The sequence below is a fragment of the Streptomyces sp. NPDC085931 genome (genome assembly GCF_044540565.1).
Lineage (GTDB): Bacteria > Actinomycetota > Actinomycetes > Streptomycetales > Streptomycetaceae > Streptomyces.
Genome location: NZ_JBITSK010000010.1, coordinates 203,931 through 230,446, shown reverse-complemented (window position 1 = coordinate 230,446; position 26,516 = coordinate 203,931). Strand labels below are relative to the sequence as shown.

Here is a 26,516-nt window from a genome sequence, read left to right as displayed (position 1 = left end):
TGTGGTCCACCCTGCCCGGTGTTCATTCTCCCACCGGTTAAGGACGAACACACGGGCCGATCAGTTCGCCGTTCGGACCGTCACTTTGCCGTCGCCGGTACGGGCGGACACCACGTGGGCGCTGCTCGGGTCGCGGGGCACGGACACGTCGACGCCGCCGTCACCGGTCTCGGTGGTCACGCGGTAGGTGGCGCGGGGCAGGCCGATCGTCACGGAGCCGTCCCCGCTGCGGGATTCCACACGGTCGGGCACGACGCCGAGTTCGAGGCGGACGGAGCCGTCGCCGGTGTGGGTGCGCACGTCGCGGGAGGAGACGTCCGCCCGGATGGAACCGTCGCCGGTGCGCATCCGCAGCGGGCCGGTGGCACCCGAGACCCGGATCGATCCGTCGCCGGTGCGCAGCTCCATGGGGCCGGTGCTGTCGCTGACGCGGACGGAACCGTCGCCCGTGCGGATGTCCAGCGGGTCGCGGAAGCCGCGGGCGCGGACGCTGCCGTCGCCGTCCCGGACGTTCACGGTGACGCCGCGGGGCACGTCGATGCGGTGCTTGGCGGAGCAGTCGGCGACGAAGCCGGAGCACTCCAGCCGCAGGACCAGCCGGTCGTCCTTCATGCTCCAGGTGACGTCGGGGTCCTTGCCCAGGACGACGGAACCCTCGAACCAGCGGGTGACCTCGATCGTCCCGCGCGGGTGGGCGTCGGCGGCGACGATCTCCAGGGCCGAGTCGTCGGAGTCGACGGTGAGGGTGCGGCCCTGGAGCGCGAAGGACTTGTGCTCGGGCTCCTCGTCGTCCCCGGCGGAGGCCCCGCAAGCACCGAGCCCGGCGACCAGCAGGGCGACGGCACCGGCGGCGGCGGCCGTGCGGGCGAGGGTGGTGCGGGCGGAACGGGGCGTGTCCTGGAAGCGATGGACGCCGGCGGTGGTGCTGGTGCCGGTGGCGGCGGTGGCGGCGGTGGTGCGTGTGGCGCGGGCCATGATGTTTCCCCCTGGCGGACGACGGGCGCTCTCGGGCGCTCTACGACCGTATGGACCGGGGGTCCGCCGCGGGATCCGGGCGGCTCCCGGATCCGGGGTGGGGATAACCCCCGCCAGGAGTCGCGCCACGGGTTTGCGGGACCGCGCCCCGGGCCATGTAGGCTGTCGACTCGTCCTGGGCTCGTGACCCGGGAGCCGGGTGCGTAGCTCAGGGGTAGAGCGCCTGCCTTACAAGCAGGATGTCGGCGGTTCGAAACCGTCCGCGCCCACAGTGCTTGAGCAGCGGCTCAGGGTCCTCTGCGACTGTCGCAGGGGACCCTTTCTGCGTTCACCAGCGGATCGTCTGCCCCTCCGCAGCGACGGTCACGGTGAACTTCTCCAGTGACGGGGCACCGTCGCCGCTCCAGCGGCCGGTCTGCTCCTCCACGGTGTCCCACAGCGGCTGCGGGCCGCCCTGCCGTACGAGCCACCGGCCGCCGTCCTGGTACACCGCGGCCCACGAGCCGGTCTCGACGTCGACGAGGACGTCCTCGGTACGCCCGTCCCGCTCCAGGGTCAGCCGTTGAGCGCCCGGCACGGCGAGCTGCACGACGAACCGGGACGTCCAGTCGTCCAGCACCTCCGTGCCGATGGTGCTCTCGCGCTCCTTGCCGTCCCCCAGGTCGGGGAGCAGGCCGAGCGGTGGCGGCAGGTGCGGGCGGGCGAGCATGAAATTCACGCCGCCGCCGAGCAGCGGTCCGGACGCCGTTCCGTCCTCGTGGACCGTGAGGCGCGCCAGCTCCGACGCGCCGAGCCATCCGCCGATGGTCGTCAGGATCAGGCCGCCCGGCCGGGTCTGCTCGACCCACTGCGTCGGCACGGTACGCACGGCGCACGTGGCGATGATCCGGTCGTACGGTGCGCCCTCGCCGTGGCCCAGGAGGCCGTCGCCGGTCACGAGAGTGGGGTACAAGCCGACATGGCCCAGTGCCGCCCGGGCCCGGGCAGCCACGTCCGGGTCGTACTCGACGGAGGTGACGTTGTCCTCGCCGAGGCGCGTGCAGAGCAGGGCGGTCGAGTAGCCGGTGCCGGTCCCGATCTCCAGCACCTGGTGCCCGTCCTCGACCTGGAGGTCCTCCAGCATGCGCAGCACGAGGGACGGCAGAGTGCTGGAGCTGGTCGGCTCGCGTGTGATCCGGCCGCGGATGTCCTCGGGCACGATCGTTCCGGCGATCTGGGTCACCAGCGACTCGTCGGTGTAGCAGCCTTCCAGCCAGCCGGGCTCTGCGCGCCGCACCGGATGCCAGGCGGTGAAGTCCGAGCCGTGCGCGCGGCGGAAGAAGCCGCCGCGCAGGAACTCATGACGGGGGACGGCCGCGGCCGCGCGCTTCCAAGGCTCGGTGCGCAGACTGCCGGTGGACGTCATCCGGTCGAGGAGCAGCCGGTGGAGGTGAGCTTCTTCGGTCACGATGTCCTCTCCAGGAGGTCGGCCAGGGCGGCGGTCATGGGCAGGCCGGTCTTGGTCTCCAGCCAGTGCCACTGGCCGGAAGGGTTGCACTCCAGGAACCACCATCGGCCGTCCTCGCCGACGGCGAAGTCGAAAGCGCCGAAGACGAGCCGGAAGTGGCTCATGTAGCGGTGGAGCGCCGGTTGGATGCCGGGTGGGGCCTCGACCGGGGTGTAGGTGAGCTTGCTGTAGTCGGTGCGCCAGTCGAGGAGGCCCGAGTCGATGCGGACGCAGAACACGTGCCCGCCGATGACGGTCACCCGCACGTCGGCGACCTTGGGCACGCGCTGCTGGAACAGGTGGGCGGTGCCTGCCACGTTGTCGTCGATCTCATCCGGGAACACCTTGGCGACTTTGACGACGGACGCCACGCCGTCGACGGTGTAGACCGGGTTGGACAGCGGCTTGTAGATGACCGAGCCGTGGGCCTTGATGAACGCGCGGGCGTTGTCGGGGGCGGAGGTGATGAGGGTGGGCGGCACGTGGAAGCCCGCGGCCACGGCCGCGGTGAGGCCGGCCGGTTTGAACTCGGCGTCCCCGATGCGGTGCGGGTGGTTGACGTACAGGCAGCCGGGCAGGGACGCCAGGACCCCACCCAGCCCGTAGCGGGCCTGGGTGATGGCGAACCGGGCGTCCTGCTCGCTGAGGTGCGGGAAGGCGAAGCCGGTCGGCCGGCGGTAGTAGAGGGAGCGGACGTCCGCAAGATCGGCAGTCCGGGACGACGTGATGAGACAGCCGTGCAGGCCGCGCTCATCGATTTCTGCCTCCACCGACAGTGATGCGGGGAAGTCCCCCGAGTCGAGCCGCACGACCGGGACGTCCCGGTCGTGCAGCCCGCGGATCACCACGTCGGCGGTCGGGTCGTGCAGGCTGGTGACGACCAGCACCGGGCGCGGATCACTCACTGGTCGGTGTCGTTCCCGGTGTCGGTGTCCCCACCGCCCTGGCCGTCCGGGCTCGTGCCCGTCGCCGGGTTGGTGCCGGTGGACGTGCCGTGCTTGCCCATGTCCAGGACCTGGCCGGCGTCGTCGTAGAACAGAACGGTCTGCGTGGCGGGGTCCAGGGCCGCACGGGCGTAGGCCGGCGTCATCGTGGGGTAGGGCGCCATGCGCCCCAGCCCCCAGGGACGGGCGGTGACGAGTCCCTGCGGGAGCGCCGGGCTGGTGGGCAGACGGTCGGAGTGAACGAACATGCCTCTCCCTGGTGTCGGTGTGGTGGAGCGGGTGGTCAGCTGGTGCGGCGCGCCTGCCGGTACTCCGCAGTCAGCCGGTCCCTGCTCTCGCAGGGAAGGTTGCGGTTCGCGCCTTGGGCGTCGACGGCCCGGTAGGTTGGGCAGGTCAGGCAGTGGTCCCACAAGGCGGTCTGCTCGGGCGTCTCGGTGAGGATCATCCGCGCGCCTCCAGCGCGAGACAGCGCAGAGCGCGCCGGGTCTCGCACAGCAGGGGATTGTCGACGCACTGCTCACAGTTGTCGGTGTGCACGCCGTAGGTGCGGAGTGCTGCCGCGCGTACGCAGTCGGGGCATGCGCGGGGGAAATGGGTCACCCCGCCGGGCACGGGCCGCTCGCCGAGGTCGACGGCGGTCTCGATGGCGAGGCGGGTCTGGCACCAGACACAGGCCGCGCCGCGGGCCTGCAGCCCCGACAGGGCGGACACGCTCGGCAGCGGGAGCAGGGCGAGTACATCGCCGTCAGTGTTGCTGCCGGTGCGTGTTTCCCCTGCCACGAGGGCCTCCACGGTTGCGGTGATCCGTCTCACACAGCGACCGTAGGTAGACACTTGGAGGATGACCCGAGCTGACAGTTCGGGTGAGCCACAGGCTCGGCGACCTACACGAGGCCGATCCGCACGGCGAGCTGCTCGGCTTGCCGAGCGTGCATGGCCCGGGCCCGGCGGATCACCGTGAGCACCAGCTGCCGGGCGAGCGGAGTGCGGGCGAGATCCTCCGGAGCGATCCCCTCCAGGCCGGTGAGGGCGAGCAGCGCGGCGGCGTCGTCCCTGCGCTGGCTATGGCAGGCCGCAACCTCCAGGCCGAAGGTGAACTCGCGCTCCAGCGACGGCATGCCGGTCGTGTCGATGGCGTCTGCCGTGTGCAGAGCCTCCCCGGCCTCGCCCGCCTCCATGTCAATGCTCAGGGCGTGCAGCGCCACGTTCGTTGGGCCGAACACGGTCCAACTGATGTTGCTCGCGTCGGGCACCTTCCGGGCCGCGGGCGCTGCATGCTGGGTCAGCCGCTCCCGCGCCTCCCACCACCGGCGCCGGCGGGCCGACCCCACCACGGCGACGAGCTGAAGGGCACCGCCCATCGCGGCCTGTTCAACCTCCGGCATCCGCGCGGCAGCCACTTGCTCGGCCGCGCGCAAGGCGAGTTCCCCAGCCTCAGCGGGCTGATTCGCGGCAAGGAGGACGTGCCCGAGATTCCACTGGGCGGCGGCGATACGGAGCGGGTCGTCGGCGTCTTCGGCGGCGCGCATCGCCCGGTCGGCGGCGATGGTGGCAAGGTCGACGCGCCCGGTTCGGCGCAGGTAGGAGCGAAGCAGGCAGTACAAGTCGGCGGCGGCTCGGAGCACGGCACGGCGCTCGGCCGCATCCGTGCCGGCCCGGGCGGCCCGGGCGGCGTGCTCGACATCGGTGACCAGCCCAGGCAGTGTCTCGGCGGCCCTGGTGAAGCGATCGCCCGCGGTCTGCCAGCTCTTCCACGCAGTCTCCACCCGGTCCCTCAGCGCGTCTGAGGGTACGGGCGGCGCGCTCAGAACGGGGCCGTAGCCGAGGAGCGCACGCCCCACTGCGGCCTCCGCAGTGTCCGCGGTCTCCTCCTCCGCCAGTGGTTGCTCCGACAGCAGGGCTGCGGTGGGCACCCCGAGTTCCCGCGCGAGGGCGTACAGGATGGGTAGCGACGGTACCTTCAGGCCGCGCTCGATCTGCGACAGGTAGTCGGGTGAGATGCCGACGAGGCCGGCGACCGCGTCCTGCCGACGTCCGCCGCGGTAGTGGCGGATCCGGTCTCCGATGGGGAGGTCTGCTGCAACCATGCGCGTACTCCTTGCTCCTCAATCTGAGCGTAGGGTGCCCGCTGCGCGGGGACCGGGAGTTGGTGAAGGGGGGAGGCGCTGGTGCCGGATTTGGTGCTTTGGGACATCGACCACACGTTGATGGCGACGCGAGGGCTCGGCGGTGAGTTGTGGGCCGCGGCGTTCGAGCAGGTGACAGGGGTGACGTTGCGGGAGCAGGCGTCGGTGACCGGGTCGACGGAGCGAGTGATCCTTCGGGAAACCGTGCGCCTGCACGACCTTCCTTACAGTGACAGCCTGTTCGCCCGGTTCGCTGACGCCCTCGGTGCGGTCCATGTCGCGCGGGCAGCCGAGCTGCGCGAGCGGGGCCACACGCTGCCTGGCGCGGCCGCCGTGCTGGCCGCCCTCGCGGACCAGGGCGTCCGCCAGTCCGTTGTGACTGGCAACGTCCGCCAGGCCGCCGAGGTGAAGCTTGCCGTGTTCGGCCTCGACGCGTACCTGCGACTGGAAGAGGGGGCCTACGGGGAGGACGGAGAGGGACGGCCGGAGCTCCTGCGGGCTGCCCTCGCACGGGCGGATGTCTCCCCGAAGAGCGCGGTGTTCTTGGGCGACACCCCCGCGGACGTTGCGGGTGGGCGCGAGGCGGGTGTACGGGTCGTGGCGGTGGCGACGGGCCGCACTGTCGCGGGCGACCTGCGCGCGGCCGGCGCTCAGGTAGTGCTTGAGGACTTGTCTGACACAGGTCGGGCGCTCGCGGCGATCGGGGCATGACGAATGCCCCCCTCCCGCGCGAAGGCGAGAGGGGGGCACAGGCTCACGGGTACTGGCGGCGGTTCGGGTCCAGGGCGGCCGCGAGCGGATCAGGCGCCCTAGGGTGCGGATCTCCCTCGTTCGGCTCACAGTTGTAGGTGGTCGAGCTGCCGCCGTCAGAGGTGCAGGTGTACGTAACGCCGCGGTAGGTGAACGTCCAGCTCGACGGGGGCGGGTCGCGGAGGTCCCGTCGGCGCCGTCCCAGCCCGAGCCCTCGGTGAACCGCTCGGCCCCGGGGGCCCGCTCGGGCCGGGCTCGCCGTCCGCACCGGCCGGGCTCGGCGGCCCGGTGACCGACTCGCGGGGCTTCCGCGCGTGCTGGGCGGGCCCACCACAGGCGTCCCGCCCAGCTCCTCCACCTGTCGCGCCAGAGCGCCGCGCCGCGTACTCGACCCGCAGGTCCCACGACAGGTCCACCACCATCACCGCCAGAGCGACGAGGAACCCAAGACCGATCAGCCCGGTGAGCGCGCCCAGCCACTCGGCGCGGGGAGCCCGCGAGCGGCGGTTGTGCTTGTGCGTCCTGGTCGCGCTCGTCACGCTGATACTGCTCGAAGGCGTTCTCCAGCGCAGCGTTGGCGTCCCGTTCCTTCTGCGGATCCTGGGCGAGGGCGCTGATCCGCTGGTCTGGCGAGCGTAGACCTCGGAGTGTGCCCCTGCATGGCGGCAGTGTGGCACTGGTGAGGTGGGGATCCGTTCCGGTGACGGTTGAGGGCAACGCACTGATTGCACAGTGACTATCAGGCTGGCACCTAAATGAATAGGAGGTCGTCATGCAGGCCGTCGCCCCGGGCAGAGGCCGCCCCCGCCCGGCCGAGACCCTCGAGCGAGACCAGCGGATCTACACGTTCCTCCTCGGCGGCCCCGCTCACGAGACCAATTCGCCCAGGAGGCAGGCTTTACCGCGGACCTAGTCCACCTCGCTCTTAGCCGGCTGCGCCGCGCCGGGCGCGTCCGCCAGTGTCTCAACGGCGGCGTCATCGTGTGGTCCGTCGCTGACGGCATATCGTGCCCCTGAGGCGGCAGCCATGAGCATCGTCGAGTACTTCTCCGCAGACGACGTCGCCTGGCAAGCCGATGCCCCCTGCGCGACCGCTGACTCCGGCTTCACCCCCGACGTCGAGACCGACGCAGAGGCAGCGGTGGCCGAAGAGCAGTGGTACCGCTCCTGCCCGGTCCGCACCCGGTGCCTCGCCTGGGCCGTGCTCCGCGGAGCCGAGGGCTACTGGGCCGGCACGAGCACCTACCAGCGCAACCAGTTGCGCGCGTGCGCCCCAGGGCGAAGTGCCCGCTGTGCCTGTCCACCAGCCTGGTCTACGAGGGCGCGGCGTAGCTCGATGGGCCTCGTACGCTCGCTGCCACGCCTCCGCCCACCGCCAGGCGTGGTCGCGCAGCCGCAGCCTTCCCGTTCCCCTGATCGGTCACGGAAACGTCATATGCCTCACACCCACAGTGCACAACTGACACGCTGGCTGATCCAGGAACTACCGCACCCGGGGGGCGCCATGGCGAGGAGCCGCAATACCAGGCAGAGCGTTAACAACAAGACTGGCATCGGATGCGGCGTACTCGCTCTGCTGCTTTTCGTCGGTGGCTGCAACCAGCTGCTCGGCATCGGGGACGACGAGGAGCAGAAAACCGCCGACTGCGCCATGGAACTCACCGCAGGCGCCGGGCCGAAGGGATGGATCGGTGGGGGCAGCAACGGCGGTGGGGGCGGGGGATTCACCAGCGGCTCGGGAGGCGGTGGGTCCAGCAGCGGCGGCGGCACCTCTACCGGCGGGGGCGGCCTTGGCGGCACTGACGTCCCGAACTACGAGCCAGGCATGGATCCTGCTGACGTGACCCCCGATATGGAGGCGACGGCCGAGGCCGAACATGGGGACATGCGAGCGGTGGGAACCGAGTTGATTTGGTTCGACAAGCGGACGAACGAACCGTTCCCATGGGAGAAGAAGGCGTATGAGAAGGCGAAGCGTGAGGCTGACGCGGTTGACGCCGCCGCGAAGGCGCTTGAGGACGACTGCTAGCACGCGCAGGCAGTCCCTCATTCACGCCGTCGCCGTGAAAGGCCGCTGGCCATCACGCCGTCTGCACTCGAAGCACGATTAGACGACGCACAACGAGCCCTGGGGGAACCAATCAGCACACCCACACCGCCGCAGCCCGGCTTCCCGCCGCCGCTCCCGCCCGAGCCGCCGAAGCCAGCGAGGAACCGCACCAACGCGATCATCATCGGTTCCGCAGCCGCAGCAATCGCGGCGATCGTCACCGCAGGAGTGGCCGCGAACCACAGCGACGACGACAACGGGACTGAAGCGGCCCCTACACCCACCATCACGGTCACCGAGACGGCAGAGATGACCGACCAGGAGATCCTCGATCAGTCCATGGAGATCCTAGAGTCAGCCGAGGCGGACGTCGACGCGGGGATCGAGCCCGACGTCACCATCCCCGCCGTCGAAGAACCCGGGGAGGAACCAGAAGGGCCGCTCACATCCATCGACGAGGGGACGTATCTCGTCGGCGAGGACGTGAAAGCGGGCTCGTACAAGACGTCGGGCCCCTCCGGCGGCATGTGCTACTGGGCCCGCAACAAGGACGACTCAGGCGAGCTGACGTCGATCATCGCCAATGACATTGTGAAAGGTCCGGGCCGGGTGACCCTGAACAAGGGCGAGATCTTTGAGACGAACGGGTGCGATACCTGGCAGCCGGCCAAGTAGTTGGATACGCAACGGCCCCGCGCCGGAACCGGGCATCGTCGCCTCCCCCGCAGACGGCGGGGCCGACGCGTCCACGCGCCCCGACCGCCTTGCAGTCAGCCGAATCCTCTACCAACTTGCCGCACGAGTTCAGCGTCCAGCGCAGTCCGTTGTCGTCCGTGAAGGACACCGTCAGTCGACCGTCCGCGCCCACACGTGCCGAGTGGTGTGAGGCCCCCAGGGAAGTCCCTGGGGGCCTCTGGCGTGTCCGTCGCCGGCGGGTTACGAGGCCTCGCTCGGATTCTCCGGAGGAAGCTCGTGGGCGTGTTTCAGTTCCGAGCGGGCCGCCACGCGGTCGGGGCCGGTCAGTTCGGACCAGTAGCGGTGCGTGCTGACGAACACCGCGAGTTCGTGCTCCCGCCGCCGGAGTTTCTCCACCTCGGCCTGTTCGTCGGCGGTCCAGCCGGGGGAGGCGGGGCGTTCCACCTTGCGCCAGCCGTTGTCGTCGCTGAAGCCGTCCAGCGGCTCCACCGACCAGGGAAGTCGCTTCAGAAGGGCCGACAGCTCGGCCCGGACCTGATGGAGTTCCTCCTGACCGGCGAGGAGGTCACTCGGAAAGTCATAGGTCGTAGCCACGGCCCAATGATACGCCTGTTCGAATTGGTGGAGCGAGTTCCTTCCTGTGGTTCATGCGAACGGGTGTACCAGCCGCAGCTCGCCCACCACCCGGTCCGTCACCGGGGCCGGAACGCCGTGACGCTCGGCCGCACGGAGCAACGCGCCGCCGATGGCGTCGAGTTCCAGCGGCCGGCCCGCCTCGGCGTCGCGCTGCATCGACGACTTCATCGTGGGCGGGAAGGCGTCGTAGCGGGCGAGGGCCTGGGCCGGGTCGGACGGGCCGCCGCACGCCCGGCTGATCGCGGCCGTCTCCTCCACCAGGGCCGTCAGTTCGTCGCGGTGGCGGGCGCGCACGTCGCCCAGGGGGAGTCCGTAGCGGGTGGTCAGCAGGGCGAAGGGGGCCAGGAACGACATCTTCGCCCACAGGGTCGCCGTCTCGTCGTCCTGGACGCGGGTGGCGGGGCCCGCGGCACCGAGGGCCTCGGCGAGGGCGTAGAGGCGGGCGCGGGGCACGCCCGTGCCGGTCAGGTCGATCTCCGCGAAGGGGCTGGTGTGTTCGATGACGCCCGGGGCCACCCGGGTCGACTCCACGCGGACGACGGCGGGGGCGACCCGGTCGCGGCGGTAGCGGGCGCGCAGGGCGGCCGGGTGCTCGACGCCGTTGAGGAACGGCACGAGGAGGCCGTCGCCCGGGGCGGCGGCGGGCACGCGCCGCAGGGCCGGGTCGAGGGCGGTGTGCTTGACGGTCACCAGGCAGGCGTCGACCGGTTCGCGCAGCTCGGTGGCGGTCTCCACGCGGGCCGTGAAGTCGCCGAAGCGGGTGCTGCGGACCCGGATGCCGTCGGTGCGCAGGGTCGCCGCCGTCTCCTCGCCGGACAGGCAGATCACGCGGTGGCCCGCGCGGGAGAGCAGGGCGGCGAGCAGCCCGCCCACGCCGCCCGGGCCCAGGACGGCCACGGTCAGTTCGTTCGCAGGGTTCGTCACGGGGGTTCCTCTCGTCGGTCGGCCCCGGAAAGGGTGGCCGCCTGGGCGTGATCATGGCAGGAACGCTGTCGCGGGGGTGGCGAAAGGGTGAGACTGGGGGCATGTGCCGGAGTATCAAGACGCTGCGTCCGCCCGCGCTGCCCGAAGAGGCCACGGAGGCGGACATCCGCGCCGCCGCGCTGCAGTACGTGCGGAAGGTTTCGGGCTTCCGCGCCCCCGCCGCTCACAACCAGGAGGTGTTCGACCGCGCCGTGGAGGCCGTCGCGCAGGCCACGGCCGAGCTGCTCGACGGCCTGGAGATCCGCGGCGCCGCGACCGCCCGCCGGGCGAGCTAGGGCCCGCCACCGGGCGAGCTAGCGCCCGCCACCGGGTGAGCCGGGCCGAGGGCTGGCGTCGGGCCGGCCGAGCACCCTGCCCGGCGGGCGAGCCGAGCGCCCGGTACCCCTCACGCCGGTTCCGGCAGGGGCTCCGCTCGGGGGGCCGGGATCGTGACGCTCTCCCACAGTCGGGTGAGGCGCTGGTAGCCGTAGACCACCGATGCCATGACCAGCAGGAGCAGCGGTCCGGCGAGCCACGGGTAGCGGGCCATCTCCAGCGGGGCGAAGCGGTACGCCGTCAGGAGCGCGGCGAAGACCGCCGTGCCGTAGACCACGAGCAGCACGCCCGCCCGGTCCCCGCCCCGGTCGAACGTGCGCAGCCCGGCCTCGATCGTGTACGCGAACACCACACCGGCGACGAGGTCGACGCCGTAGTGCCAGCCGAACCCCAGCGTCGCGGCGAGCGTGGCGACCAGCCAGAACGTGCCCGCGATCCGCAGCGCGCGCGGCCCCCTGCGGGAGTGGATGAAGATCGCGGTCGCCCACGCCGTGTGCAGACTGGGCATGCAGTTGCGCGGGGTGATCGTGTCGAACGGCAGGTGGGAGGGCGCCGTGATCGGCGGCAGCGTGTTCGGCCACAGGTCGGCCGCCGCCCAGGTCCCGCCCTGGGGGCCGTAGGCGAAGACCGGGCCGACCACGGGGTAGATCATGTAGATGGCCGGTCCGATCAGGCCGATCACCAGGAAGGTGCGCACCAGGTGGTGGCGCGGGAAGCGCTGCTCGGCCGCCACGTTGCGCAGCTGGTAGAGCGCGACGACGACCGCGGCCACCGCGAGCTGGGCGTAGACGTAGTCGAGGGCGTGCTCGCCGACCGGGCCGCCGGCCTCCAGGAGCCGGCCCGCCAGCCAGGACGGGTTGCCCAGGGCGTGATCGGCCATGGCGATGTACGGGTCGAGCGTGACCGGCAGGGTCCGCGACGTGATCAGCAGCCAGGTGTCGCCGGTCTTGCGGCCGGTCACCAGCAGCAGGCCGAGCCCCACCCCCTTCAGCAGCAGGAGGCGTTCCGCTCCGGTGCGGCGGGTGAGGGCGAACACGGCGAGGCCCAGGACGACCCACAGGGCGCCGTTGCCGAAGGGGTGCCCGTCCGACAGGTCGGCGCCGATCGCCCAGCGCACCGCGAGGAAGACCAGGTCGATGCCGATCGCCGCCCCCAGGGCGATCAGCCGCTGCCGCCAGGTGAGCACCACCATGGTCAGCGCCATGCTCGCGTACAGCAGGAAGCCCGACTTGGGGGCGTGGATCACCTCGCGCGCCTGCTGCGTGATCGGCCCCGGTATGCCGAGGTGGTGCGCGACGAGTTGCAGCGCGACGAGGAAGCCCAGCGTGAGCACGCCCGCCGCGGCCCACAGCACCGTACGGGGGCGCCGGCGGGCGGCGCGCCCCATCTGCCGCGCGGGCGTGGTTCCGGAGGTCTTCCGCGACGCCGTTGTCGTCAATGTCCCAGCCGCTTCCAGGTGTCGGTTCGATCGTCGTGAGGGCCCGGAGCCCCGGGCTACGTCGTCCTCGGCTCGCGCCGCATCAGGTACGCCGCCCCGGCCCCGGCCCCGAACAGCGCCCCCACCGACACCGCCGTGCCCAGCCAGCTCGCGCCCAGCCAGTGGGCGCCGAAGTAGCCGAGGGCGACGCTGTAACAGGCCCAGGTCAGGCCGGCCAGGGCGGACCAGGGGAGGAAGTCGCGGGCGCGGCGGTGCGCGGCGCCCGCGCCGAGGGAGACGACCGAGCGGCCGGCCGGAGCGAACCGGGCGAGGACGACGAGCGCGCCGCCGCCCCGCGCCAGGGCGGCGCCGAGACGTTCCTGCGCCGTGGTCAGCCGCCGGGAGCGCGAGATCGCCCGGTCCAGCCGGGCGCCGCCGCGCCAGGCGAGCCGGTAGGCGACCAGGTCGCCGAGGACGGAGGCGGTGGCCGCGCACAGGGTCAGGACGAGGATGTCCGGCACGTCGGTCGCCGAGCCCGCCGCCGCCGCCGTGGCCGCCGTGATCACCAGGATGCCGCTGGGCAGCACCGGCAGGAACACGTCCAGCAGCACGGAGAGGGTGACCACCGCGTAGATCCATGGGCTGCCGATCAGCGACCCCACCTGCTCCAGCACCGCGACTCCCCGTGATCCCCCGTGGGCCAGACCGTGCCGCGGTGACGCGGGGGGAGCGGCAAGGGGTGGCCGATGACAGCCATACAGCGTACGCGGGGGTGTGACGGGCGGTTCACGGGGGGCTCGTGTGTTCGGTACGGAGTGTTCACCTCGTCCCGGGTCGTCACGGTGTCACCCGGCTGCCGTGCCCCGGAGGGCGGTGGGTGGGGACGTCCCGTAGCAACGGAGGAGACGCGCGGTCCCCGGAGGCCGCACCGGGTGAGGAACGGTGGACACGATGCTGACTGGGATATGTGCGGGCGCCGTCGCCGCGGCCCTGCTCGCGGGCGGCGGCGACGGCGCCGGGGGATACGCGATGCGGACGGACGCCTGGTTCGCCCCGCCGGCCGCCGCCGGACGGTCACCGGCGCTCACCTACGACCCCGCGCTGGTGCCGGTGGGCGCGTGGATCGAGGTCGGCCGGCGCACGGCGCGGGGCGGTGCGACGACCGTCCGGTTGCGGGTGGCCGGGATGAGGCCCGGGCACACCTACGGCGTCCATGTGCACCGCGAGCCCTGCGGCGCCGACCCCCAGGCCGCCGGCGGGCACTACCAGCACCGGCCGTCGGACGATCCGCACCACGTCGGTCCGCACAACGAGGTCTGGCTGGACTTCACCGCCGACCGGCACGGCAGGGGCGCGGCCAGCGCCCGGCACCCCTGGGGCTTCCGGCGGGGGGAGGCGTCCTCGGTGGTGGTCCACGACGTGCCGGGCGGCGCGGGAGCGCGGGTGGCCTGCTTCACGGTGCCGTTCGACCGGGCGGCCGCGAGCGGGTAGCGGGCCGGACGGAACAGGGCCTGCGGGGATCAGGGCCCACGGGGAACAGGACCTGCGGGGATCAGGGCCCACGGGGAACAGGACCTGCGGGGATCAGGGCCTGCGGGGATCAGGCCCAGGGGAGCGCCGTCGGGGAACGGCGCCGGGGAGAGGCGTCGGGGAGCGGCTCCGGGGAACGGCGCCTCCCCGGGTACGGAAGGCGCCGCTGTGGTCCGTCGGGCGGGGATCAGACGGCCACCGGCGCCTGCTCCGCCGTCCGCCGCCCCGGCTCGTCGGCCCGCCGCCGCAGCAGCCGGTCCAGGCCGAACGCGCCGGAGCCCGTGAAGATCAGCAGGAACATGGCCCAGCAGTACATGGCCGCGCCCTCGCCGTCGTTCTGGATCGGCCACAGCGCTTCCGGCTGGTGGACCTTGAAGTACGCGTAGGCCATCGCACCGGACGAGACGAACGCCGCGACCCGCGTGCCCAGGCCCAGCAGGACCAGGGTGCCGCCGACGAGTTCGATGACGGCGGCGTACCAGTTCGGCCAGGCGCCGGTCGCGGCCGTGCCGCCCTGGCCGTCCGCACCGCCGAGGACGCCGAAGAGCGCGACGGCGCCGTGGCAGGCGAACAGCAGGCCGATGACGATCCGGAACAGCGCGAGGGCGTATGGCTGCGCCCCGTTGAGGCGAGCGGTCATGGGGGTCTCCTTCGGTCGGCCGGCCCGGGGAGGGCCGGTCGGGGGACAGAACCGATCGCCCCACGCTAGGTCTGCCCCTCAGATGCTTGCAAGTTCAACATTTGGCCACTGCTTCGTCTCTGGCCGCGGCTCGGCGTCGGCTCCCGCCGCACGTAGGACTCCTCTGGCCACCGCGTCCGCGTCCGAAAGAGTGACCGAATCCACCCCCGGGCGAGCGCCCGCCGCCGTCACCCAGTGCACCCCCTCCGTCGGCACGCCGAACGCGAACCGCCGTGCATGGACGTTATGGTGACGATCTATCAGAAAATAGGGGCGCGGCGTCACGTCCAACCCCCCGGTCACATAACCGTCGACGGTGTGCGGGCGGCACTGCCCCGTCCGGAGCAGCCCGGCGAGGAGCGCGTCGGCCGTGCGGCGCAGGTCGGGTTCCGGCAGCCGGGCCTCTATGAGGGTTCTCACAGAGACGGCCGAACCGGGCACGTCGGGTGAGTGCGCCCGCCAGCCCCCGGCCTCCTCCGTCACCCGCAGGCGCGGTCCGAGCACCTCGACGACCCCCGCCTCCACCAGGGCGGTCAGCTCCTCGACGCGGCGCCGGGGCGGGCCGATGGAGAGGAAGGCGTTGAGCGGGGTGTACCAGCGGTCGAGGTGGTCCCGGCGGGAGGCGCCGGCGAGCCCGCCGTGGTCGACGACCAGCCGGAGTTCGTTGCGCAGATCGCGCAGGACGTCGAGGGCCGCCTTCAGCGGGCCGTGCACATTGCCCAGGGCGGCCTGCGCGGCGTCCTCGCGCAGATACGACAGCAGCCAGTCGCGCCAGGCGCCCGGATGGGCGAAGTCCCGCCCGGTGTACGGCCGGGAGATCCGCTCCCAGGACCACCGGCCGGCCTTGGCCACGCCGAACTCGTCGAGCAGCAGCGCCTCTCGCGGATCCCCGTGCGGGACGGCGAGGAAGCGGTCGGTGAAGTCCCCCTGCGCGCCGCCCGTCGTTCGCAGCAGGGCGCGGTAGTAGACCGTCTCCACCTCCTTCGCCACCAGCGGCCATATCTCCGCCAGGAAGTCGGGCGCCTCCCCGGAGTCCGCGCGCTTGCGGAAACCGGCGATCACCTCGGGCGTGAGGACGAGCGGGACGTGCCGGCCGTACGGACCCTTGGCGTTGTCGCCGCGCGCCTGGTACGGCACGCCGCGCCGCGAACCGGCGTACAGCCGCGGCTCCCGCCCCGACGGGAGGTAGCGCAGGCCCCCGCCGTCCCGTACGAAGCGGCCGCCGCGGCCGGTCGTCAACAGGGCCATGTGGTCGAAGAAGTTCAGGCCGAGGCCGCGCAGCAGGACGGGTTCGCCCGGGCCGATGCCGGACAGGTCGACGTCGGCCGGATTGGCGGGCGGGACGTGGCGCAGTCCGTGACGGGCGGCGTGCGCCGCCAGGCGCGCCTGGTCCGGACCGGCGGTCACCGGCAGATGGCCCTGGGCCAGGACCACCGCGGACAAGCCGGTCAGCGTGCGGCCGTCGTCCAGGGCGAGGGTCTGCCGGCCGTCGGGGGCGTCGTCGAGCCGGATCGCGCGGGCGCGGTGCGTCTCGATGCGGACGGCGGGCGGTGCCAGCCGCACGACCTCGGCGAACACCCACTCCAGGTACCGGCCGTAGTCGGCCCGGGCGGGGTACTCGTCCGGGCCCAGCGCGCCGTCCGCCCACTCGTACAGGCTCGGGCCCGGGCGGATCGGGCCCGAGCAGTCCACGCTGTCGTCGGTGAACAGGGTGACCTGGCAGGCGACGGTGTTCATCAGCAGCTCGGGCGACTGGGCGGTGCGCCAGACCCGGCCGGGGCCGGGCGGGTCCGGATCGATCACATGGACCGTCAGCCGGACCCCGGGCGGGAGCAGTTCCGGGGCGGAGGCGCACAGGCGCTCGAGGACGCTGGTGCCGCGGGGCCCGGCCCCGACGAGGGCGACGGAGAGCGGCCCCGGCGGCCCGGGCGGTACGGATGCCTCTGCCGGTGCGGATTCCTCGGGCGACGCAGACAAGGGTGGGGCTCCAGGGCGTGGGGGTGCATGGGGCGGCGTCCGCCGGAAGGGAGCGGACGGTCCGCCGGAAGGAAGCGGACGGTCCACCGGAGGGGAAGCGGACGGTCCGCCTCATCATGCCGTCGCCGGGAGCGGTGATCGAGGCCCGAGGGCACGGCGGGCCCGTACTGTGGCGTGCGTCACCCGCAGCACGGGGCGCAGCGGCAACAAGCAGGCGGAATGGGTGAGTTACGGGGCAAGCTCGGTGTCCAGGAGGGTCGACAGGCGCGGACCCGTCCCTGTGCGCGCCTTGGCGTGCTCCAGCCGGAGCCGGGCCGAACGGCCGCGCAGCGTCAGGGTCATGAGCTGGTTGCCGAACCAGGGGCCGCCCGTCTTGCGCCAGCCGACCGGTGAACGGGACAGCCGGCCGTGCCGGGCGAGCAGGCGGCCGAAGCCGCGCGCCGCCCCGCTCCAGCCGGCCCGGAAGGCCAGCCGCATCGACAGCGGCACCGAGTTGTGCACGGGCGAGCAGACCAGCTGCACCACCCGCGCTCCCGGCCCGGGCCCGGACCGCCACGAGGGCTCGGCGATGTAGGCGTGGTGGACGTCGCCGGACAGCACGCACACCGTCGCCGGCGCGTCCGGCCCCGTCCCCGTCTCGGCGATCAGCTCCGCCAGCCGGGCGAAGGAGGCCGGGAACGCCGACCAGTGCTCCAGGTCGGCGGCCCGGCGCACCTTCTCGCTCAGCCGGGCCCAGCGGGCTCCCCGCTCGCCCCGGCACAGCGCCGCGTTCCAGCCCTCCGCGTCGTGCACCAGGTGCGGCAGCAGCCAGGGCAGCGAGGTGCCGAGCAGCAGGTGGTCGTAGGCGCCGGGGGAGTCCAGGACCTGCTCGCGCAGCCAGGCCTCCTCGCCCGGGTCGAGCATCGAGCGGTCCTCCTCGGCGAGGACGCGGGCCGCCCGGCTGTCCACCATCACCAGCCGCACGCGCCCGAAGTCGCGCCGGTAGCTCCAGCGGGCCGTGGCCGGGTCGGCGTCGGCCCGGGCGGTGAAGGTCCGCAGCACATCGGTGCCGTCGGGCAGGGAGCGGACCTGCTCGTAGACCGGGTCGGCGGCCAGTTCCCGCGGGGAGAGGTTGCCCAGGTGCTGGTGGACCCAGTACGACATCAGGCCGCTGAGCAGCCGCTCCTGCCACCAGCCGGTGGAGCGCATGTCGGCGAGCCAGGCGGCGGAGGTGTTCCAGTCGTCGATGACGTCGTGGTCGTCGAAGATCATGAAACTCGGCACGGTGGACAGCAGCCAGCGGATGCGCGGGTCGAGCCAGGACTCGTAGTAGAGGTGCGTGTACTCCTCGTAGTCCGCCACCCCGCTGCCCGGCGGCTCCTTCAGGTCGCGGCGGGCCGCCAGCCAGTGCTGCGTGGCGTCGGAGGTCTCGTCGGCGTACACCTGGTCGCCGAGCAGCAGCAGCACGTGCGGCCGCTCGCCCTCCGGGTCGGCCGCGAGGCGGGTGGCGAGCGCGTCCAGGGCGTCCGGGCCCACGGGATCGTCCCCGCCGGCCGGCGGGGAGGCCCAGCGGCAGGAGCCGAAGGCGACCCGGAGGGCGCCGTCCGGCCCCGGCGCGTGGATCGCGGAGGGCGGGAAGGGCGAGCCGGGCAGCGGCCACACCCGCGTGTCGTCGAGGAGGACCTCGTACGTCGTGCTCGTCCCGGCCGTGAGGCCGGTCACCGGCACGAGCGCGTAGTGGTGCCCCGCGATCTGGAAGGTGCGGGCCGTGCCGCCGGCGCCGTCGGCGCAGCGCACCTCGGCCGTGCAGGGACGGCTCGTCTCGACCCAGACGGTCGCGGACGAGCCGTCGGTGTACCTCAGCAGCGGCCCGAGGCGCAGTCCGGCCATGGCGTTCCCCTCTCCGTCGCCCCGTACGGTACGGAACGACGGAGGCCGGCGGGGAGGTTCCGACACGAATTCGCCGGGCGTGTCAGCAGCTCGCGAGGTAGTTCGTCAGGGCGGACTTCTCGGCGGAGTCGACCGAGAGGCCGTAGTAGTACTTCACCTGGACCCAGGCGCGGACGTAGGTGCAGCGGTACGTCGTCCGGGAGGGCATCCAGGTGGCGGGGTCCTGGTCGCCCTTGGCCTGGTTGACGTCGTCGGTGACCGCGATGAGCTGCGGGCGGGTCAGGTCGTTGGCGAAGGCCTGGCGGCGGGAGGTCGTCCAGGAGTCGGCGCCGGAGTCCCACGCCTCGGCGAGCGGGACCAGGTGGTCGATGTCGACGTCGGAGGCGGCGGACCAGGTGGCGCCGTCGTAGGGGGAGTACCAGCTGCCGCTGGTGGCGGCGCAGGCGGAGTCCTGGACGACGTTGGTGCCGTCGCGCTTGAGGACGACCTCGCGGGTGTTGCAGGCGCCGGACTGGGTGATCCAGTGCGGGAAGAGGTCGCGGTTGTAGCCGGTGCGGTCCTCGGTGGCCACGGTGAGCGTGGCGAGGTAGGAGCGGGCGGTGGCGCCGCTGACCGGGGTGGGCAGGGCGGCGGAGGCGGAGGGGGCGCTGAAGAGGGCCGCGGCGGATATGAGGGCGGTGAACGCGGCGGCCACGCTCAGCCGTCGACGCGCGTAGAACCTGGGCATGCGAACTCCCTGGGGAGAGGGGGATGCTGGCGGGCGAGCGTGGGAATGCTCGCGGTGCCGTGTTGCGCACAGGTGTGCGCCCGGTGAGAAGTTAGTGACGCGTGCATGACATGACAAGATTCAAGACGGAACTTTTCACTCCGGGACCGTCGCGTACCATGGACGGCGCAGAAGGGGAGTAGCTCTTCGCCGGACCGTCGACATACTGCTCAGCTCGCCTGAGCCGGCGCCCGGAGGCAGGTCCTTTCCCGGACCGGCCAGCGAGACCTTCGGCAAGCAGTGCACGTCCGCGCCGTACGGTACGGACGCCGAGTGCGCTGCCGTGCCGAGGTGTCGTGTCGGAATGCTTCGCAAGACTCCGCACTCTCGGTGGGGCAGCCCCGACCGATTGAGGAACCCTTGATCAGCCTGACCGTGACGGCCGTCGTCTTCGGCGTCGTCTTCCTCGCCGAACTGCCGGACAAGACCGCCCTCGCCGGCCTCGTCCTCGGCACCCGGTACCGCGCCTCCTACGTCTTCGCCGGGGTCGCCGCCGCCTTCGCGCTGCACGTCGCGCTCGCCGTCGCGGCCGGCAGCGTGCTGACCCTGCTGCCGCAGCAGATCGTGCACGCGCTGACCGGCGTGCTCTTCCTCGGCGGCGCCGCGGTGCTGCTGCTGCGGAAGGGCGAGGACGAGGAGGAGGTCCGCAAGCCGGAGAACCAGTCCTTCTGGAAGGTCTCGGGCGCGGGCTTCATGCTCATCCTGGTCGCCGAGTTCGGCGACCTCACCCAGATCATGACCGCGAACCTGGCCGCCCGCTACGACGACCCGCTCTCCGTCGGCCTGGGCGCGGTGCTGGCGCTGTGGGCGGTGGCCGGGCTCGGCATCGTCGGCGGAAAGGCGCTGATGAAGAAGGTGCCGCTGCGGCTGATCACGCAGATCGCGGCGCTGCTGATGCTGGGTCTCGGGGTGTGGAGCCTGTGGGAGGCCGTGGCCGGCTGAACGAACAGTGGATGAACGGAGGCGGGGGCCCCTGGCGCGAACGCCGGATGGTTTTGTACCGTAGAGAAACAAAGTGGCCTCCGCCCGTTTTCCCTGACCGGCGGGCGGGGCCGCCTTGTCCCTCCCGGGGTACGACGGACGCGACCGGCCGTCCGGCCCCCTCCCGCGCTGGAACGCGCCCCGAGCCTTGGAGCTGCCGATGACGGCCACCGCCGTGCTCACCGCCCGCGCCCTCCTGCTGGACATGGACGGCACCCTGGTCAACTCCGACGCCGCCGTCGAACGCGTCTGGCGGCGCTGGGCCGAGCGGCACGGGCTCGACGGGGACGAGGTCATGAAGGTCGTCCACGGGCGGCAGGGCTACGCCTCGATGGCGCTGCTGCTGCCCGGCCGGCCGATGGAGCAGAACCACGCCGACAACGCCCGGATGCTCGCCGAGGAGACGGCCGACACGGACGGTGTCGTGCCGGTCCCGGGGGCGCCGGAGTTCCTGGCCTCCCTGCGGGGGCTGCCGCACGCCCTGGTGACCTCCGCCGACGTGCCGCTGTCCACGGCCCGGATGGCCGCGGCCGGTCTCGGCCTGCCCGAGGTGCGGGTCACCGCGGAGTCCGTCGGGGCGAGCAAGCCCGACCCGGAGGGCTTCCTCAAGGGCGCCGCCGAGCTGGGCGTCGCCCCCGAGGACTGCGTCGTCTTCGAGGACTCCGGAGCGGGGATCGCGGCCGGGCGCGCCGCCGGGATGACGGTCGTCGGGGTCGGACCGCGGGCCGCGTTCCACGAGCCGGACGTGGTGGTGGAGGACCTCAGGCGGGTGCGGGTCCGGCCGGAGGCCGACGGGACGATCCGGCTCCACATCGGCTGATCCCGGCGCGGCGCGGGCGGCGACGGTGCGGGCGCAGTCCAGGGACTCCGTGCGGGGAGTGTCCACGCGACCGCTCGGGCAGCGCGCCGACGAGGTCGCCGACCGAGGCGGGGCCGGTCAGGGCTCCCGGGTTTCCGTCTCCAGCTTCTGCCGGGTCTGCCGGTCGTAGACGCCGAGGTCGTCGGTCTGGACGCCGCGGGACCACTGGTAGGTGCGGACGGCGTCCTCCAGGCGTTGGTCGAAGGTGCCGTCGGCGTCGTCGTTGTAGAGGTACAACTGCCGCAGCCGGAGCTGGAGTTCGGTCACCTCCGGGCCGCTGTCGCCGCGGCGCAGGACGGTGGCGCCGCCGTTCTGGCCGGCGTTCTCCGGCACGCCCGGGCCGGTCGGCGCGGCGGCCGTCGGTGAGGCCGACGGCTCGGACGACGACCGCGCGGGGCTCGGCGAGGCGCCGGACGAGGACGGCGACGGGGAGGGCGACGCGCTCGCGCTGCGGGACGGCGACGGCGGCGGGGCCGACGGGGAGGACGGGGCGGCCGACGGTGAGCCCTCCGGAGACGCGGACGCCGTGCTGCTCGGCGGGGCGTCCGGCACGCTCGCCCGGATGCCGTCCGGGAGCGCGGTGTCCCGGGAAGGGCTCTCGTACGAGAACAGGCCGGTCGCGTACCCGGCGGCGGCGACCGCGCCCACGCCGGCGACGGCGGCGGCGGCCAGGACCGCACGACGCCGGCGCCGGGGCCGGCGTCCACTGCCCGGCCCGGCCGCGTCCCCGGCCCCCCGCTTCGGGCCGGAGTCGTCGAAGAGCCGCAGGTCGGTGACGCTGGGCTCGCTCGTGCCCGGCACGAGGGGGGCAGGCAGGACGGTGGTGCCGGCGGCGGGCAGGACGGTGGTCGCGTCCGGGTCGACGGGGCGCAGGGGGGTGGTGACGTCGGCGGGCCCGACGGGGGAGGGCGCCCGGTCGGCTCCCCCGGTGTCCGGGGCCTGCGCGCGCCCCTGCGTGACGGCCGCTCCGCCGGTCCCTCCGGGCCGCGCGGAGCCTGACTGCGGGGCGCGCCCCGCCTGCACGCCAGGACCGGCCTGCATGCCAGGACCGGCCTGCGCGGCAGGGCCCGCCTGCCCGGCAGGGTCCGCGTGCGCGGCAGAGGGCGAGTCGGGCGCTGCGGGCTGTGGGGTCGTCCCGGGGCCCGGCCGCCTGCCACTCGCGGAGCCCGCGGGGCCGCCGCCCGTTGCTCGGGGCGGCTGGGCCTCGGTGCCGGGCCGGGGCCCGGCCGGGGAGTTCGGGGTCCGGGGCGGCTGCTCGCCGGGGCCCGGGGTCGGCGGGAGCGCTGAGGGGGCCGCGTGGCCGCCGCTCGCGGTCCGGGGCGGCTGGGCCCCGGTGGCGGGCCCGGGCCCTTCCGGGGAGGTCGCGGTCTGCGGGGTCGCCCCGGGGTCGCCGCCCGTTGCTCGGGGCGGCTGGGCCTCGGTGCCGGGCCGGGGTCCGGCCGGGGAGGTCGCGGTCCGGGGCGGCTGCCCGTCGGCGCCCGGGGTCGGCGGGAGGGTCGAGGAGTGCGTGGGCCCGTCAGCCGCTCCAGGGAGCCCTTCCCGGGAGGTCCCGGTCTGCGACGGCTGCCCGCCGGGGCCCGACGGCCGACCGCCCGCGACCCGCGACGGCTGCCCGTCGGGGGCCGGTGTCGGCCGGAGCGTCGAGGTGCTCGCGGGGTCGCTGTCCCCTGCCTCCGGACGGTGCCGGCCGGGGCCGGGGGATTCGGGCCGGGTCTCCGGGCCGGGGGCCGGGGTGCCGGCGAGTTCCACGTACGGGCGGATCCGCAGGGGGTCGAAGTCCTCCGCCGCCGCCGCCTCGGCCGTGCGGGCGTCGCGGAGGGCCTCGGCGGCGCGGTGGGTGCACCCGCAGGAAGGCGTGTGGTCCCGCCGTCTGGGCGCGCCGCACTCCGGGCACGGGTGGCCGTCGGGCTGCTCCACGCGTTCCTCCCTCCCCTCGCGAACTCCAGAGATTATCCAGATCTTCTCCACAGCGCGGCGGGCGAGCCCCCGGAACCACGGCTTCCGAACGGGCTCGGCGGGCCATACCCCCGCACACCGGTCACGATGGAAAAAGTCACAGGACCTCGGGAGGTCTCATGGCCGGGGACACCCACGCCACGAAACCGACGGCCGCGGGAGCCGCGGCCGGGGAGCAGGTGCCCGGAAGCGTGCTGGTCTCCATCGGAGCCCTGCTGCTCGGCATGCTGCTCGCCGCCCTCGACCAGACCATCGTCTCGACCGCGCTGCCCACGATCGTCAGCGATCTCGGCGGGCTGGACCACCTGTCCTGGGTGGTCACGGCGTATCTGCTGGCCGCCACCGCCGCGACCCCGCTGTGGGGCAAGCTCGGCGACCAGTACGGGCGCAAGCGCCTGTTCCAGACCGCGATCGTGATCTTCCTGGCCGGGTCCGCGCTGTGCGGCGCGGCGCAGGACATGGCGCAGCTGATCGCCTTCCGGGCCGTGCAGGGGCTGGGCGGCGGCGGCCTGATCGTGCTGTCGATGGCGATCGTCGGCGACCTCGTGCCCCCGCGCGAACGCGGCCGCTACCAGGGGCTGTTCGGGGCCGTCTTCGGCGCGACCAGCGTGCTCGGGCCGCTGCTCGGCGGGCTGTTCACCCAGCACGCGAGCTGGCGGTGGGTGTTCTACGTCAATCTGCCCGTCGGCGTCGTCGCGCTGGCCGTCATCGCCACGGTCCTGCGCATCCCGCGCCGCCGGCAGCGGCACGTCATCGACTACCTGGGCACCTTCCTCATCGCGGCCGTCGCCACCTGCCTGGTGCTGGTCGCCTCCCTCGGCGGCACGACCTGGGGGTGGGGATCGGCGCAGATCGTCGCTCTCGCGGTCCTGGGCGTCGTCCTCGCCGCCGCCTTCGTGGCCGTCGAGCGGCGGGCCGCCGAACCGGTGCTGCCGCTGCGGCTGTTCCGCGTGCGGACCTTCACGCTCTCCGCCGTGATCAGTTTCGTCGTCGGTTTCGCCATGTTCGGCGCGATGACCTACCTGCCGACGTTCCTGCAGGTCGTCCAGGGCATCAGCCCCACCATGTCCGGTGTGCACATGCTGCCGATGGTGGCGGGGCTGCTGCTGGCCTCGACCGCCTCCGGGCAGATCGTCAGCCGCACCGGCCGCTGGAAGGTGTTCCCGATCGCCGGCACCGGCATCACCACGCTGGGGCTGCTCCTGCTGCACCGGCTCGACGAGAACAGCTCCACCGCCGAACTGAGCGGTTTCTTCTTCGTCTTCGGGCTCGGGCTCGGCCTGGTGATGCAGGTCCTGGTGCTCATCGTGCAGAACGCCGTCCCGTACGCGGACCTGGGCGTGGCCACCTCCGGCGCGACCTTCTTCCGTTCCATCGGCGCCTCGTTCGGCGTCGCCGTCTTCGGCACGGTCTTCGCCGGCCGGCTCGGCGACCAGCTCACGGACGCCTTCCGGGGAGCGCCGCTGCCGCCCGGCGCGTCGGTGGACGCGCTGGAGGCCGACCCGCGCGGCATCGCCGCCCTGCCGCCCGACCTGCGCCCGCCGGCCCTGCACGCCTACGCCACGGCCATCACCGACGTCTTCCTCTACGCCGCCCCGGTCGCCCTCCTCGGCTTCGTGCTGGCCTGGTTCCTCAAGGAGGACCGGCTGCGCGGCTCGGTCACCGCGCCCGACGCCACCCAGACCCTCGCCAGCAACCCCGTCGAACGGTCCTCGTACGACGAGGTGTGCCGGGCCCTGTCGGTGCTCGGCACCCGCGAGGGCCGGCGGGAGATCTACCAGGGGATCACCGCCCGGGCGGGCTACGACCTGCTGCCCGCCGCGAGCTGGCTGCTGCTGCGGATCCGCCGGTACGGCTCGGTGGAGCCGGGCGTGCTGGCCGAACGCGGGCCCGTGCAGCTGGCCGTGGTCATGGAGGCCGCCCGGCAGGTGGAGGAACGGCGGCTCGCCCTGCGGGAGGGCCTCGACCTCGTCCTGACCGACCAGGGGCGCGAGGTCGCCGAGCGGCTGGCCCAGGCGCGTGCGGAGTCCCTCGCCGAACTGCTCGGCGACTGGTGGGGACCGGACCGGCCGACCGACCTGGAACGGCTGGTGCGGGAGCTGAACGGGGAGCTGTGCGGGGCCCGGCGCGAGCGGCCGGATCCGCCGCGGGCGCACGAACGGGCGGTCTGACCTCAGGCGAGCCGCTTGGCGAACCAGTGCTCCGCGTACGGGTCGTCGTTGTGCGGCGCGGTCTCGCGGTAGCCGAGCCGGGCGTAGAGGGCGCGGGCCTCCACGAGGTCGCCGCGGGTGTCCAGGACCATCCGGGCGGCCCCGAGCGCGCGGGCGGCGTCCTCGGCGGCCCGGACCAGCAGCGGCGCCCCGCCCTTGCCGCGCATCGGCTCCCGCACGAAGACCCGCGTGAGCTCGGCCGTGGTGGCGTCCAGCAGCCGCACGCCCGCGCTGCCGGCCGGCTCGCCGCCGTACCGGGCGACCAGGAGCCGTCCGCGCGGCGGCGCGAGATCCGCGCCGGACTCCTTCGCGATCTCCCGCTCCAGCTCGTCCGGGTCGGTGCGGCGCCCCTCGTGCAGCAGGTACCAGCGGTCGCTGACCTCGGTGTAGTACGCCCGCCAGAGCGCGGCGGCGGCGGGGGAGTCGTACGGTTCCGGGGTCACGGTCCAGGTCATGACCCGCATTCTCGACAGGCGCTCCCGCTGTCACGCAACCGGATATCCCGGGGCGTCCGGGCACCCGCGCCCGGGGCGGGCGCCGTTTGGCGGCGGGCTTTGGGGCAACCCGGACTGCGAACCGGCTCGCCAGGAGAGCCGGTTGGGCCGATAATCCGGAAGGCACTCATGTCCACTGGCCTGATCATTGCTCTGATCGTGATCGCGGCGGTCGTCGTCATCATCGCGGCCGTCATGACCCTGCGCTCCCGCGGGCCCCGGCGCGGCCCGAACCTCAAGCAGCGCTTCGGACCCGAGTACGACCGGGTCCTCTCCCGGCACGACGGGGACACCGAAGCCGCCGAGCGCGAGCTGACCGAGCGCCTGCAGCGCCACGGCGACCTGCGCGAACGGCCGTTGGAGCCGGCGCAGCGCGAACAGTACGAGGCGCGCTGGACGGCCGCCCAGGAGCGGTTCGTCGACTCCCCGCGCGACGCGGTCGCCGAGGCGGACCGGCTGATCGCCGAGCTGGCCGGTGTCCGGGGCTTCCCGGACGGCGGGCAGTACGAGGAGCAGCTCGCCGCGCTGTCCGTGCACCACGCCCACCACGTGGACGGCTACCGGCGGGTGCACCGTGCGGCGCACCTGCGCGCGGAGGACGCGCGTGACGGCGGGCAGGGTACGGAAGACATGCGCGAGGCCATGGTGGCGGCCCGCGCGCTGTTCGAGGAACTGCTGCGGCACGACGGTGGCCGGCACGAGGTGGACCGGCGCGAGGGACACCACCGTGCGGGGCTGGACGGCGGCCGCAAGGACGCGGCCCGCGGCGGCCACATGCCGTGGGCGATGAACCGACGTCAGGCGAAGGAGAGCTGA

26 protein-coding genes, 1 tRNA gene and 1 pseudogene are annotated in these 26,516 nt (G+C 73.3%); 11 read left to right on the top strand and 17 right to left on the bottom strand.

From position 1 onward, the window contains the following. Positions 1-60: 60 nt before the first annotated feature. Positions 61-975 (bottom strand): DUF4097 family beta strand repeat-containing protein, encoded by a 915-nt coding sequence (locus tag ACIGAN_RS22815; protein WP_399859999.1) that lies wholly within the window; start codon positions 973-975, stop codon positions 61-63. Between the two features lie 197 nt (positions 976-1,172). On the opposite strand from ACIGAN_RS22815, the gene ACIGAN_RS22810 reads away from it, so the two are divergent. After that, a tRNA-Val gene (locus ACIGAN_RS22810) sits at positions 1,173-1,244 on the top strand. A gap of 59 nt (positions 1,245-1,303) precedes the next feature. Here ACIGAN_RS22810 and tgmC read toward each other — a convergent pair. The 6 genes from tgmC to ACIGAN_RS22780 form a co-directional block, all read right to left on the bottom strand. Next, positions 1,304-2,422, bottom strand: coding sequence for an ATP-grasp peptide maturase system methyltransferase (tgmC, locus tag ACIGAN_RS22805; RefSeq protein WP_399859996.1), 1,119 nt, complete (start codon positions 2,420-2,422; stop codon positions 1,304-1,306). Further along, entirely contained in the window at positions 2,419-3,366 is a 948-nt protein-coding gene (tgmB, locus tag ACIGAN_RS22800; protein WP_399859993.1) for an ATP-grasp ribosomal peptide maturase, read from the bottom strand. Before tgmB ends, tgmC begins: the two co-directional genes overlap by 4 nt. Further along, positions 3,363-3,653 carry a putative ATP-grasp-modified RiPP gene (gene tgmA / locus ACIGAN_RS22795; protein ID WP_365737626.1) on the bottom strand — a complete coding sequence of 97 codons (291 nt, stop codon included), beginning with the start codon at positions 3,651-3,653 and terminating at the stop codon, positions 3,363-3,365. Before tgmA ends, tgmB begins: the two co-directional genes overlap by 4 nt. A gap of 35 nt (positions 3,654-3,688) precedes the next feature. After that, positions 3,689-3,850 carry a hypothetical protein gene (locus ACIGAN_RS22790; protein ID WP_399859989.1) on the bottom strand — a complete coding sequence of 54 codons (162 nt, stop codon included), beginning with the start codon at positions 3,848-3,850 and terminating at the stop codon, positions 3,689-3,691. Beyond that, positions 3,847-4,185, bottom strand: a complete 339-nt coding sequence (locus ACIGAN_RS22785) for a hypothetical protein (protein ID WP_365737630.1) — start codon at positions 4,183-4,185, stop codon at positions 3,847-3,849. Before ACIGAN_RS22785 ends, ACIGAN_RS22790 begins: the two co-directional genes overlap by 4 nt. A gap of 104 nt (positions 4,186-4,289) precedes the next feature. After that, on the bottom strand, positions 4,290-5,492 hold the full coding sequence (locus tag ACIGAN_RS22780; protein ID WP_399859987.1) for a helix-turn-helix domain-containing protein: 1,203 nt from the start codon (positions 5,490-5,492) through the stop codon (positions 4,290-4,292). A gap of 81 nt (positions 5,493-5,573) precedes the next feature. On the opposite strand from ACIGAN_RS22780, the gene ACIGAN_RS22775 reads away from it, so the two are divergent. From ACIGAN_RS22775 to ACIGAN_RS22760, 4 genes and pseudogenes are all read left to right on the top strand, one after another. Further along, the gene (locus ACIGAN_RS22775) at positions 5,574-6,242 is read left to right on the top strand and encodes an HAD family hydrolase (protein WP_365737634.1); all 669 of its coding nucleotides are present in this window, start codon (positions 5,574-5,576) and stop codon (positions 6,240-6,242) included. Positions 6,243-7,308: 1,066 nt separating this feature from the next. After that, a pseudogene (locus ACIGAN_RS22770) lies at positions 7,309-7,530 on the top strand (WhiB family transcriptional regulator); the annotation flags it as partial. 186 nt (positions 7,531-7,716) lie between these two features. After that, positions 7,717-8,310, top strand: a complete 594-nt coding sequence (locus tag ACIGAN_RS22765; protein ID WP_365737953.1) for a hypothetical protein — start codon at positions 7,717-7,719, stop codon at positions 8,308-8,310. A 249-nt stretch (positions 8,311-8,559) separates the two neighbouring features. Then, positions 8,560-9,006, top strand: coding sequence for a hypothetical protein (locus ACIGAN_RS22760; protein WP_365737636.1), 447 nt, complete (start codon positions 8,560-8,562; stop codon positions 9,004-9,006). Between the two features lie 261 nt (positions 9,007-9,267). Here ACIGAN_RS22760 and ACIGAN_RS22755 read toward each other — a convergent pair whose 3' ends face one another. Both ACIGAN_RS22755 and ACIGAN_RS22750 read right to left on the bottom strand, forming a co-directional pair. Beyond that, a complete protein-coding gene (locus ACIGAN_RS22755; RefSeq protein WP_399859984.1) occupies positions 9,268-9,621 on the bottom strand; it encodes a hypothetical protein in 354 nt (117 codons plus the stop codon). A gap of 51 nt (positions 9,622-9,672) precedes the next feature. Next, positions 9,673-10,587, bottom strand: a complete 915-nt coding sequence (locus ACIGAN_RS22750; protein ID WP_399859981.1) for a ketopantoate reductase family protein — start codon at positions 10,585-10,587, stop codon at positions 9,673-9,675. A 101-nt stretch (positions 10,588-10,688) separates the two neighbouring features. On the opposite strand from ACIGAN_RS22750, the gene ACIGAN_RS22745 reads away from it, so the two are divergent. After that, positions 10,689-10,922, top strand: a complete 234-nt coding sequence (locus tag ACIGAN_RS22745) for a DUF2277 domain-containing protein (protein ID WP_365097673.1) — start codon at positions 10,689-10,691, stop codon at positions 10,920-10,922. Positions 10,923-11,032: 110 nt separating this feature from the next. Here the strand turns inward: ACIGAN_RS22745 and ACIGAN_RS22740 are convergent, their stop codons facing one another. Both ACIGAN_RS22740 and ACIGAN_RS22735 read right to left on the bottom strand, forming a co-directional pair. Further along, positions 11,033-12,349 (bottom strand): phosphatase PAP2 family protein, encoded by a 1,317-nt coding sequence (locus ACIGAN_RS22740; protein ID WP_399859979.1) that lies wholly within the window; start codon positions 12,347-12,349, stop codon positions 11,033-11,035. A 107-nt stretch (positions 12,350-12,456) separates the two neighbouring features. Beyond that, positions 12,457-13,053, bottom strand: a complete 597-nt coding sequence (locus ACIGAN_RS22735; RefSeq protein ID WP_365087052.1) for a DedA family protein — start codon at positions 13,051-13,053, stop codon at positions 12,457-12,459. A 277-nt stretch (positions 13,054-13,330) separates the two neighbouring features. Here ACIGAN_RS22735 and ACIGAN_RS22730 point away from each other — a divergent pair, with 277 nt between their 5' ends. Beyond that, positions 13,331-13,870 carry a superoxide dismutase family protein gene (locus ACIGAN_RS22730; protein WP_399859976.1) on the top strand — a complete coding sequence of 180 codons (540 nt, stop codon included), beginning with the start codon at positions 13,331-13,333 and terminating at the stop codon, positions 13,868-13,870. A 226-nt stretch (positions 13,871-14,096) separates the two neighbouring features. On the opposite strand, the gene ACIGAN_RS22725 is transcribed toward ACIGAN_RS22730, so the two are convergent. The 4 genes from ACIGAN_RS22725 to ACIGAN_RS22710 form a co-directional block, all read right to left on the bottom strand. Next, positions 14,097-14,549: a DoxX family protein gene (locus ACIGAN_RS22725; RefSeq protein WP_399859974.1), complete on the bottom strand. Its 453-nt coding sequence runs from the start codon at positions 14,547-14,549 to the stop codon at positions 14,097-14,099. A gap of 78 nt (positions 14,550-14,627) precedes the next feature. Further along, on the bottom strand, positions 14,628-16,565 hold the full coding sequence (locus tag ACIGAN_RS22720; RefSeq protein WP_399859971.1) for an FAD/NAD(P)-binding protein: 1,938 nt from the start codon (positions 16,563-16,565) through the stop codon (positions 14,628-14,630). 228 nt (positions 16,566-16,793) lie between these two features. Next, positions 16,794-18,434 carry an alkaline phosphatase D family protein gene (locus ACIGAN_RS22715; RefSeq protein ID WP_365737651.1) on the bottom strand — a complete coding sequence of 547 codons (1,641 nt, stop codon included), beginning with the start codon at positions 18,432-18,434 and terminating at the stop codon, positions 16,794-16,796. An 82-nt stretch (positions 18,435-18,516) separates the two neighbouring features. Continuing rightward, entirely contained in the window at positions 18,517-19,161 is a 645-nt protein-coding gene (locus tag ACIGAN_RS22710) for an HNH endonuclease family protein (RefSeq protein ID WP_365087042.1), read from the bottom strand. 399 nt (positions 19,162-19,560) lie between these two features. Between ACIGAN_RS22710 and ACIGAN_RS22705 the strand changes: the two genes are divergently transcribed. Then, positions 19,561-20,142 (top strand): TMEM165/GDT1 family protein, encoded by a 582-nt coding sequence (locus ACIGAN_RS22705; RefSeq protein WP_365087040.1) that lies wholly within the window; start codon positions 19,561-19,563, stop codon positions 20,140-20,142. 199 nt (positions 20,143-20,341) lie between these two features. Then, positions 20,342-21,001: an HAD-IA family hydrolase gene (locus ACIGAN_RS22700; RefSeq protein ID WP_365087038.1), complete on the top strand. Its 660-nt coding sequence runs from the start codon at positions 20,342-20,344 to the stop codon at positions 20,999-21,001. Positions 21,002-21,118: 117 nt separating this feature from the next. Here the strand turns inward: ACIGAN_RS22700 and ACIGAN_RS22695 are convergent, their stop codons facing one another. Beyond that, positions 21,119-22,081 (bottom strand): peptidoglycan-binding domain-containing protein, encoded by a 963-nt coding sequence (locus ACIGAN_RS22695; RefSeq protein WP_399859968.1) that lies wholly within the window; start codon positions 22,079-22,081, stop codon positions 21,119-21,121. A gap of 1,034 nt (positions 22,082-23,115) precedes the next feature. On the opposite strand from ACIGAN_RS22695, the gene ACIGAN_RS22690 reads away from it, so the two are divergent. After that, positions 23,116-25,167, top strand: coding sequence for a DHA2 family efflux MFS transporter permease subunit (locus ACIGAN_RS22690; protein WP_399859965.1), 2,052 nt, complete (start codon positions 23,116-23,118; stop codon positions 25,165-25,167). Between the two features lie 2 nt (positions 25,168-25,169). Here ACIGAN_RS22690 and ACIGAN_RS22685 read toward each other — a convergent pair whose 3' ends face one another. Beyond that, entirely contained in the window at positions 25,170-25,661 is a 492-nt protein-coding gene (locus ACIGAN_RS22685) for a GNAT family N-acetyltransferase (protein ID WP_399859962.1), read from the bottom strand. A gap of 168 nt (positions 25,662-25,829) precedes the next feature. Between ACIGAN_RS22685 and ACIGAN_RS22680 the strand changes: the two genes are divergently transcribed. Next, entirely contained in the window at positions 25,830-26,516 is a 687-nt protein-coding gene (locus ACIGAN_RS22680; RefSeq protein ID WP_365737655.1) for a hypothetical protein, read from the top strand.

What these genes read in the sequence shown, in the direction of transcription:
- ACIGAN_RS22715 (WP_365737651.1), bottom strand. Translation starts at nt 18,434, where the DNA reads ATGGCCGGACTGCGCCTCGGGCCGCTGCTGAGGTACACCGACGGCTCG.
- ACIGAN_RS22780 (WP_399859987.1), bottom strand. Translation starts at nt 5,492, where the DNA reads ATGGTTGCAGCAGACCTCCCCATCGGAGACCGGATCCGCCACTACCGC.
- ACIGAN_RS22745 (WP_365097673.1), top strand. Translation starts at nt 10,689, where the DNA reads ATGTGCCGGAGTATCAAGACGCTGCGTCCGCCCGCGCTGCCCGAAGAG.
- ACIGAN_RS22790 (WP_399859989.1), bottom strand. Translation starts at nt 3,850, where the DNA reads ATGATCCTCACCGAGACGCCCGAGCAGACCGCCTTGTGGGACCACTGC.
- tgmA (WP_365737626.1), bottom strand. Translation starts at nt 3,653, where the DNA reads ATGTTCGTTCACTCCGACCGTCTGCCCACCAGCCCGGCGCTCCCGCAG.
- ACIGAN_RS22695 (WP_399859968.1), bottom strand. Translation starts at nt 22,081, where the DNA reads ATGCAGGCCGGTCCTGGCGTGCAGGCGGGGCGCGCCCCGCAGTCAGGC.
- ACIGAN_RS22690 (WP_399859965.1), top strand. Translation starts at nt 23,116, where the DNA reads ATGGCCGGGGACACCCACGCCACGAAACCGACGGCCGCGGGAGCCGCG.
- ACIGAN_RS22680 (WP_365737655.1), top strand. Translation starts at nt 25,830, where the DNA reads ATGTCCACTGGCCTGATCATTGCTCTGATCGTGATCGCGGCGGTCGTC.
- ACIGAN_RS22815 (WP_399859999.1), bottom strand. Translation starts at nt 975, where the DNA reads ATGGCCCGCGCCACACGCACCACCGCCGCCACCGCCGCCACCGGCACC.
- ACIGAN_RS22740 (WP_399859979.1), bottom strand. Translation starts at nt 12,349, where the DNA reads ATGGGGCGCGCCGCCCGCCGGCGCCCCCGTACGGTGCTGTGGGCCGCG.
- ACIGAN_RS22700 (WP_365087038.1), top strand. Translation starts at nt 20,342, where the DNA reads ATGACGGCCACCGCCGTGCTCACCGCCCGCGCCCTCCTGCTGGACATG.
- ACIGAN_RS22710 (WP_365087042.1), bottom strand. Translation starts at nt 19,161, where the DNA reads ATGCCCAGGTTCTACGCGCGTCGACGGCTGAGCGTGGCCGCCGCGTTC.
- ACIGAN_RS22725 (WP_399859974.1), bottom strand. Translation starts at nt 14,549, where the DNA reads ATGACCGCTCGCCTCAACGGGGCGCAGCCATACGCCCTCGCGCTGTTC.
- ACIGAN_RS22730 (WP_399859976.1), top strand. Translation starts at nt 13,331, where the DNA reads ATGCTGACTGGGATATGTGCGGGCGCCGTCGCCGCGGCCCTGCTCGCG.
- ACIGAN_RS22765 (WP_365737953.1), top strand. Translation starts at nt 7,717, where the DNA reads ATGCCTCACACCCACAGTGCACAACTGACACGCTGGCTGATCCAGGAA.
- ACIGAN_RS22685 (WP_399859962.1), bottom strand. Translation starts at nt 25,661, where the DNA reads ATGACCTGGACCGTGACCCCGGAACCGTACGACTCCCCCGCCGCCGCC.